The sequence below is a fragment of the Gordonia amarae NBRC 15530 genome (assembly GCF_000241345.1).
Lineage (GTDB): Bacteria > Actinomycetota > Actinomycetes > Mycobacteriales > Mycobacteriaceae > Gordonia > Gordonia amarae.
This window is the reverse complement of record NZ_BAED01000048.1, coordinates 144,812-158,267: the sequence shown is the minus strand read 5'-3', so window position 1 is coordinate 158,267 and position 13,456 is coordinate 144,812. Positions and strand designations below refer to the sequence as shown.

At 68.0% G+C, this 13,456-nt stretch carries 12 protein-coding genes; 1 reads left to right on the top strand and 11 read right to left on the bottom strand.

What is annotated here, in order from left to right; genetic code table 11:
- The first annotated feature begins 532 nt into the window (after positions 1 to 532).
- Positions 533 to 1,369, top strand: a complete 837-nt coding sequence (mftM, locus tag GOAMR_RS13920) for a mycofactocin oligosaccharide methyltransferase MftM (protein ID WP_005188822.1) — start codon at positions 533 to 535, stop codon at positions 1,367 to 1,369.
- A 35-nt stretch (positions 1,370 to 1,404) separates the two neighbouring features.
- Here the strand turns inward: mftM and GOAMR_RS13915 are convergent, their stop codons facing one another.
- The 11 genes from GOAMR_RS13915 to murA form a co-directional block, all read right to left on the bottom strand.
- Positions 1,405 to 2,025, bottom strand: a complete 621-nt coding sequence (locus GOAMR_RS13915) for a MadR family response regulator transcription factor (protein ID WP_050942731.1) — start codon at positions 2,023 to 2,025, stop codon at positions 1,405 to 1,407.
- Between the two features lie 107 nt (positions 2,026 to 2,132).
- Positions 2,133 to 3,509, bottom strand: coding sequence for a MadS family sensor histidine kinase (locus tag GOAMR_RS13910; RefSeq protein WP_005188817.1), 1,377 nt, complete (start codon positions 3,507 to 3,509; stop codon positions 2,133 to 2,135).
- Positions 3,510 to 3,565: 56 nt separating this feature from the next.
- Positions 3,566 to 4,789, bottom strand: a complete 1,224-nt coding sequence (locus GOAMR_RS13905; RefSeq protein WP_005188815.1) for an iron-containing alcohol dehydrogenase — start codon at positions 4,787 to 4,789, stop codon at positions 3,566 to 3,568.
- Between the two features lie 72 nt (positions 4,790 to 4,861).
- Positions 4,862 to 6,385 carry a VWA domain-containing protein gene (locus GOAMR_RS13900; RefSeq protein WP_005188812.1) on the bottom strand — a complete coding sequence of 508 codons (1,524 nt, stop codon included), beginning with the start codon at positions 6,383 to 6,385 and terminating at the stop codon, positions 4,862 to 4,864.
- A 9-nt stretch (positions 6,386 to 6,394) separates the two neighbouring features.
- Entirely contained in the window at positions 6,395 to 7,636 is a 1,242-nt protein-coding gene (locus GOAMR_RS13895) for an AAA family ATPase (RefSeq protein ID WP_005188810.1), read from the bottom strand.
- Between the two features lie 148 nt (positions 7,637 to 7,784).
- Entirely contained in the window at positions 7,785 to 9,077 is a 1,293-nt protein-coding gene (gene mdo / locus GOAMR_RS13890) for an NDMA-dependent methanol dehydrogenase (protein WP_005188808.1), read from the bottom strand.
- A gap of 168 nt (positions 9,078 to 9,245) precedes the next feature.
- Positions 9,246 to 10,076, bottom strand: a complete 831-nt coding sequence (locus tag GOAMR_RS13885; protein ID WP_005188805.1) for an energy-coupling factor ABC transporter ATP-binding protein — start codon at positions 10,074 to 10,076, stop codon at positions 9,246 to 9,248.
- 9 nt (positions 10,077 to 10,085) lie between these two features.
- Positions 10,086 to 10,862: a cobalt ECF transporter T component CbiQ gene (cbiQ, locus tag GOAMR_RS13880; protein ID WP_005188801.1), complete on the bottom strand. Its 777-nt coding sequence runs from the start codon at positions 10,860 to 10,862 to the stop codon at positions 10,086 to 10,088.
- Between the two features lie 16 nt (positions 10,863 to 10,878).
- Positions 10,879 to 11,307 (bottom strand): PDGLE domain-containing protein, encoded by a 429-nt coding sequence (locus GOAMR_RS13875; RefSeq protein ID WP_005188798.1) that lies wholly within the window; start codon positions 11,305 to 11,307, stop codon positions 10,879 to 10,881.
- Positions 11,304 to 12,050, bottom strand: coding sequence for an energy-coupling factor ABC transporter permease (locus tag GOAMR_RS13870; protein WP_005188796.1), 747 nt, complete (start codon positions 12,048 to 12,050; stop codon positions 11,304 to 11,306). Before GOAMR_RS13870 ends, GOAMR_RS13875 begins: the two co-directional genes overlap by 4 nt.
- Positions 12,051 to 12,185: 135 nt before the next feature.
- On the bottom strand, positions 12,186 to 13,442 hold the full coding sequence (murA, locus tag GOAMR_RS13865) for a UDP-N-acetylglucosamine 1-carboxyvinyltransferase (RefSeq protein ID WP_040515310.1): 1,257 nt from the start codon (positions 13,440 to 13,442) through the stop codon (positions 12,186 to 12,188).
- Positions 13,443 to 13,456: the final 14 nt, after the last annotated feature.

The following is a 13,456-nucleotide window of genomic DNA, read 5'->3' as shown; positions in this document are numbered from 1 at the left end:
AGCAACACAGCCGGCGAACTTCAGCGAGCACAAGCTCAGTTTTGGAATTTGCCACCCTCTCCGGGGCAACTCCACCAGCCTAGCAAACCCGATCCCCGGCCGCAAACCCGGTCACCCGGATCCCGCCGGCCGAACCTGCTCGGCCCACCCCGAACCCCGGTGCACATCACTGCACACCGCGGAAAACATCTAAGGTGGTCGTCGCGAACTCGTTCCGTCTTCCCTGTGGGCTCCTGACCTGGACTTTCGTCCCGGTCCGGCTCCCCGGGGCGGCCCCGTGTCGCTCTGACTCGAAGAAAGTTACGCGATCATGTCGGCCAGTACAAATCGCCAGGTCACTCCAGGTGTCGTATTACATTCACGCAGGTAGAGCGGTTGCAATCGACGGCGCGAGTGGCACTGATCCCGAAATCCGGCCGAATTGCTTGGATGTGATCTGCGTCATTCCCCGCAATTCCGGAACGCTTGGCACGGTCGGACAGTGCCTTTTCGGCCAGTACCCGCGAGTGCGCACACGACCTACGCTGGACCGATGACCATGGTGAACGCAGGTACGGCCGCGCCGGACAGCCAAGTAGTGCTGGTCAGGGCGAAGACCGGTGCCGAACAGGGTTTCTCGGCGAGTGCGCAACTCCTGTGGCGCCGCGACGCCGGCAGAGTGGAGATCGCGCACCCCTTTACCGAGGACACCATCGCCGATTCGGTGATGGTGTCCTCGCTGTCGGAGCTGGTCGAACTCGGCGTCCTGCACGGTCAGGACCAGTTCGAGGACGCCGCGGTGCAGATGATCCGCTCCTCCGCTGACGGCGACGACGCAGCCTGGCGTGCGTACTACTCCAACTCGGTCGACGAATTGGCCGACGGCAGTTCACCTTTCAGCCCGGTCCATCTGCGGGCCAGGTCGCTGATCGTCGGCGACGACGTCCTCGAGGTGGGCTGCTGCTTCGGCTTCTTCGCCCTCGCCTGTGCCCGGGACGGGCACTCGGTGCGCGCCTGCGACATCTCACCCGGCGCGATCGACCTGCTCACCAGGGCGTCGGCAAGCCTTGAACTCCCCGTTGACGCGGCAGTCGCGGATGCGCGCGCACTGCCCTACCCCGACAACCACGTCGACACCGTCACCCTGATCCACCTGCTCGAACACCTCGATGACGAGGACACGACGACCGCGATCAACGAGGCGCTGCGGGTGGCCCGGCAGCGGGTGGTGATCGCGGTGCCGTTCGAGGAGGAGCCGACCGAGCACTTCGGGCACCTGCTCCAGCTCACCGAGGTTGACCTGCGGCGATGGGCCGGCAAGGTCGATCACGGCGGCGCCGACATCTTCACCGATCACGGCGGGTGGCTAGTTCTCACGCCACGTCAGTAGGCGACCCGCGTGTCCAGACGCCGGGGCACGTCCGCTCAGATCAGTCCGCGCTTGCTCGCGATGTAGACGGCGTCGGTGCGCTTGGACACCCCGAGCTTGCGGATGATGTTGCGGATATGGAACTTGACGGTCGACTCGGAGATGAATAGCTTCTGTCCGATTCCCTTGTTGGACATGCCATCTGCCAGCAGACGCAACACTTCGCGTTCGCGTTCGGTGAGGGCGTCGGGAGCGTCTGCCTCCCCCGATACCGTGCGCAGCACGATCGCGGCGCTGCGCGCGTCGAACGCGCTGCCGCCGCCCCACACCGCCTGGATCGCACGGACCAGTTCGGTGGTGTCGACGTCCTTCACCACGTAACCGCGCGCGCCCGCCTTCACCGCGCGCACCACCAGGTCGTCGTCGAGGAAGGTGGTGAGCACCAGCGTGGCGACCTTCGGGTAGCGCGAGGTCAGCTCGGTGACCAGGCGCAATCCCTCGTACTCGGTGCCCGCGCTGAGCTTGAGGTCGACGACCACCACGTCCGGCTCGCACCGGGCGATCTCGGCGAGTGCGGCGTCGAACGAGTCGGCCTCGCCGACCACCGAGATCGCCTGCTCCCGGTCGAGCAGCGACCGGATTCCCTCACGCAGCAACGCGTGGTCGTCCACCAGCATCGTGCGAATACCGGTGTGTCCCGACTGCACGGGCCGTCCCGCTTGGACAGATCGGCCCGGCTGGGGAACCGTCCGCCGCGGAACACCGTGTTGCGCACCAAAAATTGTCATCGCCTCGCCTCCTGCGAACGGGCCGGCCGGGCGGGTTCGGCAGGCAATTCGACAGCAATCCGGATTCCGCCCATGCGGGAACGCCTGATCCGCAGCGTGCCGCCCAGATCGTCGGCCCGCGCCGTCATATTCGCCAGCCCGCGATGCCTGCCGGCCAGGTCGCCCAGCATGGCGGCCTGCAGCACTCGCCGCAGGTGACCAGGATCGCCGGATCCGTCGTCGTCGACCGACAGCGCCACATCCCGTTCACCGTAGGTCAGCACCACTTTGGCGCGGGTCGCCCCGGCGTGCACCGCGGTGTTGAACAGCGCCTCCCCCGCGATCCGCAGGATGGCGTGCTGGGCATCGTCGGGCAGGTCACGGGTCCGGCCCGTCACCTTTACCTCGGTCCGCAGGTCGGCCGGCATGTGCATCGAGCACAGCTCGTCCAGGATCTCGGCCAGGCTCAGCCCACCCACCGACGGCGCCTGGTTGAGCGCGTAGATCACCGACCGCAACTGCTCGACCGCGTGACGCGTGAGCCGCCCGGCAACCTCCAGCCGGGCCGCGGTGCCCGGATCCGACTCGACCCGGCACACCTCGATCTGCATACCCGCCGACAGCACCGACTGGGTCACCGAATCGTGCAGCTCACGGGCGATGCGCTCGCGTTCTTCGGTGACCAGGCGTTGTCGCATCGCCGCCGACAGTTCGCGCTGGGTGCGTTCGAGATCCTCGTTGCGCGCCGCCAGCACCGCGGCCTGCTCACTGACTCGCCGGTACGCGTCCTCCGCACGGGCCAGCTGGTGTCTGCTCTCCTCCAGCAACGCGGCGTTGAGGAGCGCGACCACCGCCTGGCGGGCCAGGATCCGCATCACCACCAGGTCGGCGGAGTCGACGGGATTGCCCTGTCGGGTCCATGCCGACAGACCACCGACGACACGGCCGTCGAGTTGCAGCGGCAGATGCAGGTGGTGTTCGTCGACGACGGGACGTTCGAGCCGGTCGGTCTGCCTGCGCAGGATGTCGTTGAGCCGGTTGAGGACGTCGTCGGGCAGGTTGCTCGGTACCCGGGCGCTGGCCACCCCCTCGAAGGCGTACACGGTGCCGTCGGCCGACATCATCAGGTGCCGGGGTCCGGTGCGTTCGAGCTCGCCATCGCACAGGGCGAAGACCACCCACTGGGCGTCGAGGTGTTCGCTGACCGCCCGGGCCACCGAAAGCACCAGATTCTCCGGCCCCTCCGCGGTGTCGACCAGGGCCCGTGAGATGCGGTCGAGCGCACCCACGACCCTGGTCAGCCGCTGCTCGACGCCCCGGTATTGGGCGTAGTGGCCGCCCTTGACCGAATGCAGTCCGATCAGCGAGTTCAGCCATTCGGTATCGTCTGGCACCCGACCGTCAGACCCCGAGGGTTCGGGCGGTTGTCTCCTGGTCACGGTGGCCATCGCTACAGCGCCTCGCGATACATGGCGGCGACGTCGGCCGCGGTGGGTGTACGCGGGTTGGTCCGCATGCAGGCGTCGGCAAGTGCGTTGCCCACCAGCGACCCGATGTCGTCGGCCCGCACCCCGAACGCCGACAGCGAGGCCGGAAGGCCGACGCGACGGGTCAGCCGCGACATCTCGTCGGCGAAGCGTTCCGCCGCCACGTGCGGTGTCGGGGACTCGGGCAGACCTATCGCCCGGGCCAGGTCGACGTAGGGCGACGGGTCGGTCTGCGCGTTGAAGCGGATCACGTGCGGCAGGATGATCGCGTTGATCGCCCCGTGCGGGGCGTCGCACATGCCGCCGACCGGGTGGCTGAGCGCGTGCGTCGCCCCGAGTATCGCGTTGGTGAACGCCATTCCGGCCTGCAGCGCCGCGTATGCCATATCCATCCCGGCGTCGGGATCGCCCGGCGAGTTGACCAGCCGTTCGAGGCTGCGCCAGGCCGTGCCGATGGCGGCCAGCGCGGCGCCGTCGGTGAGCCGGGTGTGCGCCAGCGAAGCGTATGCCTCGACGCAGTGCGAGACCGCATCCATCCCGGACTGCGCGGCCACCTCCGGCGGCATGGTGCCGAACACCCTCGGGTCGATCACCGAGACGTCGGGCACCAGGCCACGCCCGATGATCGTCACCTTGGTCATGCGGTCGGAGTCGTTGATGATGCAGAACTGCGACACGTCCGAGCCGCTGCCGGCGGTGGTGGGAGCGGCCAGCAGCGGCGGCAGCGGATTGCGCGCCTTGTCGATGCCCTCGTACTCGAGGATGTGCCCGCCGTTGGCGGCCAGGATCGCGACGCCCTTGGCCGCGTCGATCACCGATCCGCCGCCGAGCGCGACGATGCCGTCGCAGCGGGCCATGCCGTAGCGTTCGAGCCCGGCCACCACCTCACCGGCGCGGGGGTTGGGGCTGATCCCGGTGAACGACGACGTGTGGATGCCCGCCGAGTTGAGCCGGTCGCTCAGTTCGGAAAACCATGGGGTACCGATAATTCCGCGATCGGACACGATCAGGAGCCGACTCAGTCCGAGGCCCTCGGCCGCCCGCGGGATCTCGGCGAGGGAGCCACGCCCGATGATCACCTCGGGGGTGTGAAACTTTGCCACGCGCACCACATCGCGGGCCGCCGGTCCACCCGTGAACCCGGCCCGCGACTGCGGTACCCGCTCGATAACCTCATCCACTGACACTGTGAGCCAGACTACGTCGACGGGTCATGCAGCGACGTTGCAAAGCGGAAAGGCGCAGGTGGACTTGCGCCATCACACCTTGATCGCATCCACCGACACCTGCTCCAGCGCCGCCAGGTCGTGGATGATGTGCACCCGGTCGCAGTACGCGGCGTAGCCGGGCAGGTCGCACGAGCCGAGCTTCCACGAATAGGACGGCTCCGGCGTGATCCAGATGACCTCCCGGGCGCGGCGCGAAATCTCCTCCATCGCAGAGAAATTCGGGTCTGCGCCATTGCCGCGGCCGTCGCCGAGGACGATCACGGTGGTGCGCCGGTTGACCGCGCCGCCGTACTCCTCCAGGAATGCGCCCAGCGCCGAGCCGTAGTCGGAGTCGGCCGAGGTGTCGAGCACACCGCCGTTGGACAGGCCGCTGACCACCAGCGACAGCGCGTCCTCGATCGGATGTTCGGCGAACAGGTCGGTGATCTCCACGAGGTCCGATACGAAGGCGAACGAGCGCACGTGCGAGACCATCGACTGCAGACCGTGCACCAGTTGCAGGGTGAACCGGGCCGCCGCCCGCACCGACAGCGACACGTCCGCCAGGATCAGCAGACTCGGCCGGTCCTCGACCTTGGCGACGGTGATCGGCCGGAACGGCACCCCGTCGTAGCGCAGGTTGGCGCGCATCGTGCGGGCGGCGTCGACCGAGCCGCGGGCGGCCACCTTGCGCCGTGACCGCGGCGCCCCGTGCAGGCTGCGGATCAGCCGGCGGATCGAATCCTCCAGGCTCGCGCGTTCATGTTCGTGGATGAAGTCACGGACCTCGGCCTTGACCTCGCGTTCCTCGATCTCGTGGTCGCTGGCCATGAGCTGCTCGAGGTGATCGCGCAGCTTCTCCGGCAGGCCGTCGAGCAGGCCGGCGAGGATGCGCCGCAGCGCGGCGATCTCCTCGACATCGGGCTGGGAGACGTCCTCGGACTCGTCGTCGAGCCAGTTCAGCAGCGCCATCTCCTGCGCCACCGACAGCTCGACGTCGAGCCGGGTCCGGTCGTCGGCCACCAGTTCGCCGGGCTTGCCCGGGTTGGCCAGCCGGGACACGGTGAGCTGGACACGGGCGGCGGCCTCGGAGTTGGGGACCTCGTCGGCCGACAGCACGATCTCGTCGGTGAGTGAGGCCATGTCGAGCCTGTTGGCCTCCTGGTGCAGGTTGTACTGCTCGGCCAGGTCCTCCGGGTCGAAGTAGTCCTTCAGGTTCGACGGCGGGCCGTGGCTGTGGCCCTGCTGCGGTGTCTGGGAGATCTCGTCCGAAAGGCTGTACTCGTTGAGGTCGCCGGTGTCGGACAGGTCGTCATGGGTGTGCGAATGACCATGTCCGTCATCGCTTTCCAGTACCGGCCGTAACCGGAAGAAGCGGTCGAACACGTCGTGGAATGTCTCCTCGTCGCGCCGGTCCTTGACCAGGCACACCTCGAGCGCGGAGCGGAGCAGCTCCCGGTCGCCGAGGATCTCCGGGGCGGCCGTGGCGGCCATCGCGTCCATGGCCTCGGACACGCCGATCCGGATTCCGTGCAGCCGCAGCAGCCGGACGAAGCGGTGAATCGCGCCTTCCATCCCCCGCTCCTAGAACGGCCGCTTGCGGGCGCCGCCGCCACGGGAGGCGAAGGAGCGGCTGCCCTGCCCCGCGCTGACGGTGCGCTTGCCGATGTCGCTGCTGTTGCCGGGCGCGCCGTAGTAGTCGTCGCCATGACGGCCGGGCTCGTCCTTCGACGCCCGCTTCTCCCGGCCGGAATCGTTGTGGTCGTGGTCGTGCGAATGTCCGTGATCGTGCGAATGTCCGTGATCGTGGGAGTGCCCGTGGTCGTGGGAGTGCAGGTGGGTCGGCACCTCGGCGTTCGGGTCGACCAGCCGCGGCAACGCGTCCACCGCGCGCGCCAGGTCTCGGTCGTACTTGACCACCACATTCGCTGTCTGCGAGAGGATCTCGGCGTCGAGTTCGTCCGCGCCGAGCACAGCCAGGGTGCGTGCCCAGTCGATGGCCTCCGAAATGCTCGGGGCCTTACGCAGATCAAGGTCGCGCAGACCACGCACGATCTGAACGAGTTTGGCGGCCAGCGCATCCGAGAGTCCGGTGTTCTTGGACTTGATGATCTCCAGCTCACGGTCGGCGGCCGGGTAGTCCAGCGACAGGTGCAGGCACCGGCGTTTGAGGGCGGCCGAGAGATCACGGGTGTTATTGGAGGTGAGGATCACCAGCGGCGCGTGCTTGGCCACGAAGGTGCCGATCTCAGGAACCGACACCTGGAACTCGGCGAGCAACTCCAGCAGCACCGCCTCCAGAGCCTCATCGGCGCGGTCGACCTCGTCGATGAGCAGCACCACCGGCTTCTCCGAGCGCACCGCCTCCAGCAGCGGCCGGGGTGCGAGGAAGCGTTCGGAGAAGAACACGCTCTCCTCCGCGCCGATGCGGTCCACCGCCTCCGACAGCGTGTCGACGTCGGCGACCACCTGCGAAATTTTCTCACGCAGCACCTGGGTGTACAGCAACTGTTTGCCGTAGTCCCACTCGTACAGGGCAGTGGTTTCGTCCTGGCCCTCATAGCACTGCAGGCGGAGCAACTCGCGTCCGGTGACGGCCGCCAGCGTCTTGGCCAGCTCCGTCTTACCGACCCCCGCCGGCCCCTCCAGCAGCAGCGGCTTACCCAACCTGCCCTGCAGGAACACGGTCGTGCCGAGTCGCTGATCGGCCAGGTAGCCCGCCTGTGCGAACTGCGCGATGACGTCGGCGACGTCGGCGAACTGTTCCGGTGCGGCGCTGGTCTCGTCGGTGGTCGCCGCGGGCGCGGCTGTGGTCGTCTCGGACATGTGGTGCTCCGGTTCTGTGACTCTCGGTGTCGGTGCTGGATATGGGGAAGGCGGGCGGCGGACGTGTACCGATTGTCCGCCACCCGCTCACCTCGTCACGGGCGAATGTGACGAGAGGACCCCGTGGACCTGAAGGGGATGAGGTGTCTTAGGTGAGCAGCTCGTCCAGGTCGCCGTTGAAGCAGTGATCGACGACCGGGCGGACGGTCTCGAAGGTGCATTCCTTCGGGTTGCCCGGCGTGCAGGCGTCGCCGAGCACGTGGTTGGTGATGGCGTCGATGGTGGCCGGGCCGCCGTCGATCTCCTTGCGATTGGCGTAGAACGCGGTCGGGCCGGTGCCCAGGCGGTTCTTGATGTGGGTGTCCTGGGTGATGTCGGTGAACTTCTCGGTGATGCCCACATCGCGCAGCAGCCGGATCGCGGCGTTGAGCGCCTGGTCGGCGGCCTGCACCTTGGTCAGACCATGGGTGTCGATGCCCATCACCTCGGCGATGTCGGCGAAGCGCTCATACATGACCGGCATGTTGAACGCCCACACCCGCGGCAGCGCGATCGCGTTGTTCAGGCCGTGGTGGGTGTCGTAGAACGCCGACACTGCGTGGCTGATCGAGTGGATGATGCCCAGGCCGCCCGAGTTGAACGCCTGCGCGGCGATGTACTGCGCGTACATCATGCCCTCGCGGCCGGCCAACTCGGTGGGGTTCCAGGTGGCCTCACGCAGATGCCGGTTGGTGAGCCGGATGGCGTGCAGCGCGTTGCCCAGCGACGGCTGGAAGTTCAGCCGCGACACGTACGGCTCCGAGGCGTGGGCCAGCACGTCGAAACCGCACTGCGCGGTGAAGGCGACCGGGCATTCGTAGTACAGCACCGGGTCGTCGATCGCGAGGGAGGTCACCGAGGCATCGTCGAAGGCGACGTACTTGTGCGGCTTGTCGGGGTCGGTGGTGGTGTCGGTGATGACGTACGCCCACGAGGTCTCCGAACCCGTTCCGGCGGTGGTGGATACGGCGATGTGCGGCGGGTTCTTCGGGTTCTCGCTCTTGTTGAAACCCTCGAACTCGTTGATGCTGCGGCCGTCGTGGGCGACGGAGATGCGGGCGCCCTTGCAGGCGTCGTGGGCCGAGCCGCCGCCGATGGAGATGAACGAGTCGCACTTCTCCGAGTTGTACAGGGCGACAGCGTCCATGACGTTGTAGTCCTTGGGGTTGGACTCGACCTGGTCGAACACCACGACCTCAAGGCCGTGGTACTTGCACGACTCGGCGATCTTGTGAACGATGTCCGTGCCGCGCAGGCCGGTGGTCATGATGAGGGTCTTCTTGAAGCCCAGCTTCAGTGCCTCGGGGCCGATCATCTCGTGGGCGCCCGGGCCCATCATGGCCCGCGGGAAGGGGTGGAACTCTTTGATGGGGAACGGCTTCAGCAGTTCATCTACCTGCATGACTACCTCCTCGCGCAGTGCGCAGTAGGGGACTACGGGGTGACACCAGCGACGTTACGCGGATCACACCCGCACTCCCAGAGACTCAAACACAAACCGTCCCTTCACATCTGCATGCGCCTTCACCGGCCAGGTACACACCTGCCCGCATGGTCAGTTAGCTCGCGGCTAACCCACGCCCGCGGCGCGTGCGCGACGCAGACTCTCGGCGTCGATACCCCAGGGCAACTCCAGCCGGTGCCGGGCCAGCAGCGCCTCATCGGAAAGAATGTCCAGGATCGGACCGTCGGCGACGATCCGCCCGGCGTCGATCACCACGGCGCGCTCGCACAACTGGGCCGCGTACGGCAGGTCGTGGGTGACCACGAGCATCGTCGTGCTCAGTCCGAGCAGGGTCTCGGCCAGCTCCCGGCGGGCCAGCGGATCGAGATTGGCCGACGGTTCGTCGAGCACCAGAATGTCGGGGCGGCAGGCCAATACGGTCGCGAGCGCACCGCGTCGGCGCTGACCTCCGGACAGGTGGGTGGCGCTGCGGTGGGCGTGGGCCGTCATCGACACCGCCTCGAGCGCCCGCGTCACCCTGGCCGTCAGCTCGTCGCCCTCGACGCCGAAGTTGGCGGGCCCGAACGCGACGTCCTCGGCGAGGGTCGGCATGAACAACTGGTCGTCGGGGTCCTGGAACACCAGACCGACGCGCCGCCGGATATCCCGTACGGAGTCGTCGGCCATGGGGATCCCGGAGATCGCGACCTCACCGCAGCCCGCGCGGAGCACCCCGTTCAGGTGCAGCATCAGGGTGGTCTTGCCCGCCCCGTTCGGCCCGAGGAGGGCCACCCGCTCCCCATCCCGCACCGTCAGGTCGATGCCGTCGAGTGCGACGTGTCCGTCCGGATAGACGAATCCCAGCTCTTGCACCGCGATGGCCGGTGCGCCCGGCACCCCGGCCGGCGCCGCCTGTTTCTCCGTCGCACCGGTGCGCGTCCGCTTAGTCCAGATCATCGACTCTCCTCACCACAGTTCCCACGCGATCAACGACACGGCCGCGGCGGTGAGCGCCGGGGCCGTCACGATCAGCCATTGCGTGCCGGTCGCCTTCGCGCTGGTGATGAGCGCGGGAATCTCGGGGACCCTGCCGGTGAACCCCCGCGACGCCATCGCCAGGTGGACGCGTTCGCCCCGCTCGTACGACCGCATGAACAACGACCCGACTCCCTTGGCGATGGCCGCCGCCTGATGGGCGAAACGCGGATCGTCACCACGTGCCATCCGGGCGATGCGCTGGCGGCCCACCTGCACCGACAGCAGATCGATGTACCGCAGCATCATCACCAGGATCTGGGTGATCATCCCCGGAAGTCCCAACCGCGACAGCGCGATCGGCAGTTCGTCGGCACGGGTGGTGGCAGCGAACGTCAAGGAGGCGGCGACACCGAGCGTGCCCTTGATGAGGATGCCCCAGGCGGCATACAGCCCCGACACCGACAGTGACAGGCCCAGCACGTCGGTGCGCTCGCCGCCCTCGGCGAACGGCAGCAGCACGGCCAGCACCACGAACGGCGCCTCGATGAGCATCCGCGGCGCGATCCAGCGCAGCGGAATCCGCGCGATCACCCAGACGGTGACGAGGATGGCCGCGAACACCAGGTAGGGCCAGAACAGCTCCCGCGGCGTGGCCACCACGGCGAAGACGAAGCCCACCAGGCACACCAGCTTGGCCTCGGCCGGCGCGCGGTGCACACGCGAGTCGCCCTGCCGATACAACGGATGTGCATGCCCGGCGCCCATCAGCGATCCCGCCCGGTCAGTTGCCCGCGCCGCTGCGCCGGCCGCGGGCCAGCAGCCAGAACAAGCCGCCCGCCACCAGCACCGTGACGACGACCCCGATGACGCCGGCGACACCGCCCGAATTGTCACCCAGCCCGGACACGCTGTAGTCGGCCAGCGGTGAGGAGGCCATCGCGTGGTCGCCGGCGTGCTGGGCGATGCAGTTGCCGCGCAATTGCTCGGCACCGTTGACCTCGACGGTCTCGCAGCCGCGCTGTGTTGCCGAGTCCAGACCGTCCGGCGAGGAACTGGCCGCGTAGGACAGGACACCCGCGATCACCAGGGCGACCAGTCCGAACGCCAGCAGGAAACGGTGACGCCGGACCCACGAGCCGCCCGTCGCGGGATTCCCCGGTGCCGCCGCGGTGGCGGTGCTCCGGTGCGCTGTGTTGTCGGTGATACTCATGCCCGCACTCCTTCGGTTCCGGCCGCCGGCTCCCGCGTGCTCGCAGAAGCGGCTGCGGTACGGGTAGGACGCAGCAGGTAGACCAGGTCCGGCCGGGCGTTTGCGACCGCCGTCACCGTCACAGCGGTGATGAGGCCCTCGCCGATCCCGATCAGTGCGTGGGTGCCCCACATGTAGCCGGCGACAGTCGCCAGCGACGAGTCGCCCACACCACCGATCGCGTACTCGATGACGAACCCGGTTGCCGCGCACACCGTCCCGACGAGCGCCGAGACGAAGGCGACCACCGTCAGGCCACGTCCACCCGACCGCCCGGACAGGAATCTCCGGCCGGCGATCGCAATCGTGTAGCCAACGAACGTGGCGATGATCGCCATGTTGGTGATGTTGGTGCCCAGCGCCGACACCCCGCCGTCGGCGAACAGCAGCGACTGCACCACCAGCACGATCGCGATGCACAACGCCCCGACGTAGGGACCTACCAGGATCGCGGCCAGCGCACCGCCGAGCAGGTGCCCGCTGACGCCGGGCAGGATCGGGAAGTTGATCATCTGGACCGCGAAGATGAAGGCAGCGACCAGTCCGGCCATCGGCACGGCCCGCTCGTCGAGATCGGCACGGGCCCGCCAGCAGCAGGCCGCGAGTGCCACGACCGCGACGACGGCGAAGGCGAAGGACACCGGTGCGTTCACGATGCCGTCACTCATATGCATCGCGACCGTGGTGGTTGTGGTGGACGTCATAGAGGAGAACGCTAATCTCCACGCGGATACCTGTCCACACATTCATATGTCTGTGCGCACAGACTATCCATCAGGACAGGTGGCATCCCACCCGAATGCCGCCGGTACCTGCCCGGCATCACGCCGGGCTGTCCGCTAGCCGGAAACGCGCTCGATCTCACCGCCGAGGCTGCGCAGGATCTCCTCGAACCTGGGATAGCCGCGGTCGATGTGTTCGACGTCATGGACGTCGGTGACGCCGTCGGCCACGAGGCCTCCCAGCACGAGACCGGCTCCGGCCCGGATGTCCGAGCACCACACCGGGGCGCTGGAGAGCTGCTCGACGCCGCGGATCACCGCGTGGTGACCGTCGGTGCGCGCATCGGCACCGAGCCGGACCATCTCCTCGACGAACCGGAACCGGGCCTCGAACACGTTCTCGGTGATCAGCGACATCCCGTCGGCCACCGCCGCCAACCCGATCGCCATCGGCTGCAGGTCGGTGGGAAAGCCCGGGAACGGCAAGGTCGACACGTTCACGGCCTTGGGCCGGGCGTCGGCCCGCACCCGGAAACCCTCGTCGAAGGTCTCCACCACGGCGCCGGTGTCGCGAAGTTTGTTGAGGACGAGCTGCAGATGCGCCGGTGCGACGCCGTGCACGGTCACATCACCACGGGTCATCGCTGCGGCGATACCCCAGGTGGCACCGACGATCCGGTCGCCCACCACCCGATGGGTCGTGGGATGCAGCCGGCCGACCCCTTCGACGGTCAGCGTCGACGCACCCGCGCCCTCGATCTTCGCGCCCATCTGCACGAGCATCTCGCACAGGTCGATGATCTCGGGTTCCCGTGCGGCGTTGTCGATGGTGGTGATGCCCTCGGCCAGGACCGCGGCCATCAGGATGTTCTCGGTGGCCCCCACCGACGGGAACTCCAGCGCCACGCCCGCCCCGACCAAGGTGTCGGCCGAGGCCACCACGCAGCCGTGCTCGATGGAACTGTGCGCGCCCAGCGCCCGCAGACCGGCCTGATGCATGTCCAGCGGCCGCGAACCGATCGCATCACCGCCGGGCAACGCGACCACCGCACGACGGCAGCGCGCCATCAGCGGCCCCAGGACACACACCGAGGCCCGGAACTGCTTCACCGCGTCGAAGTCGGCGTGATACTTGGGTTCGGCGGGCGAATCGATGACCACCGTGTCGCCGTCGATCGAGACCGCGGCGCCCAGGCCGCGCAGCACGTCGGCCATCAGGGGCACGTCCGCGATGTCCGGACTGTTCGTCAACGTGGTGGTGCCCTCGGCCAGAAGGGCCGCCGCCATCAATTTGAGGACGCTGTTCTTCGCGCCGCCCACAACCACGTCACCCGCCAGCCGCGCACCGCCGCTCACCAAGAACCGATCTGCCACGCTCACACCTTAAC

Excerpts from the sequence above, each read along its gene's own strand:
- mftM (WP_005188822.1), top strand. The coding sequence starts at position 533 with ATGACCATGGTGAACGCAGGTACGGCCGCGCCGGACAGCCAAGTAGTG.
- GOAMR_RS13915 (WP_050942731.1), bottom strand. The coding sequence starts at position 2,025 with ATGCTGGTGGACGACCACGCGTTGCTGCGTGAGGGAATCCGGTCGCTG.
- GOAMR_RS13900 (WP_005188812.1), bottom strand. The coding sequence starts at position 6,385 with ATGGAAGGCGCGATTCACCGCTTCGTCCGGCTGCTGCGGCTGCACGGA.
- GOAMR_RS13895 (WP_005188810.1), bottom strand. The coding sequence starts at position 7,636 with ATGTCCGAGACGACCACAGCCGCGCCCGCGGCGACCACCGACGAGACC.
- mdo (WP_005188808.1), bottom strand. The coding sequence starts at position 9,077 with ATGCAGGTAGATGAACTGCTGAAGCCGTTCCCCATCAAAGAGTTCCAC.
- GOAMR_RS13885 (WP_005188805.1), bottom strand. The coding sequence starts at position 10,076 with ATGATCTGGACTAAGCGGACGCGCACCGGTGCGACGGAGAAACAGGCG.
- cbiQ (WP_005188801.1), bottom strand. The coding sequence starts at position 10,862 with ATGGGCGCCGGGCATGCACATCCGTTGTATCGGCAGGGCGACTCGCGT.
- GOAMR_RS13875 (WP_005188798.1), bottom strand. The coding sequence starts at position 11,307 with ATGAGTATCACCGACAACACAGCGCACCGGAGCACCGCCACCGCGGCG.
- GOAMR_RS13870 (WP_005188796.1), bottom strand. The coding sequence starts at position 12,050 with ATGACGTCCACCACAACCACCACGGTCGCGATGCATATGAGTGACGGC.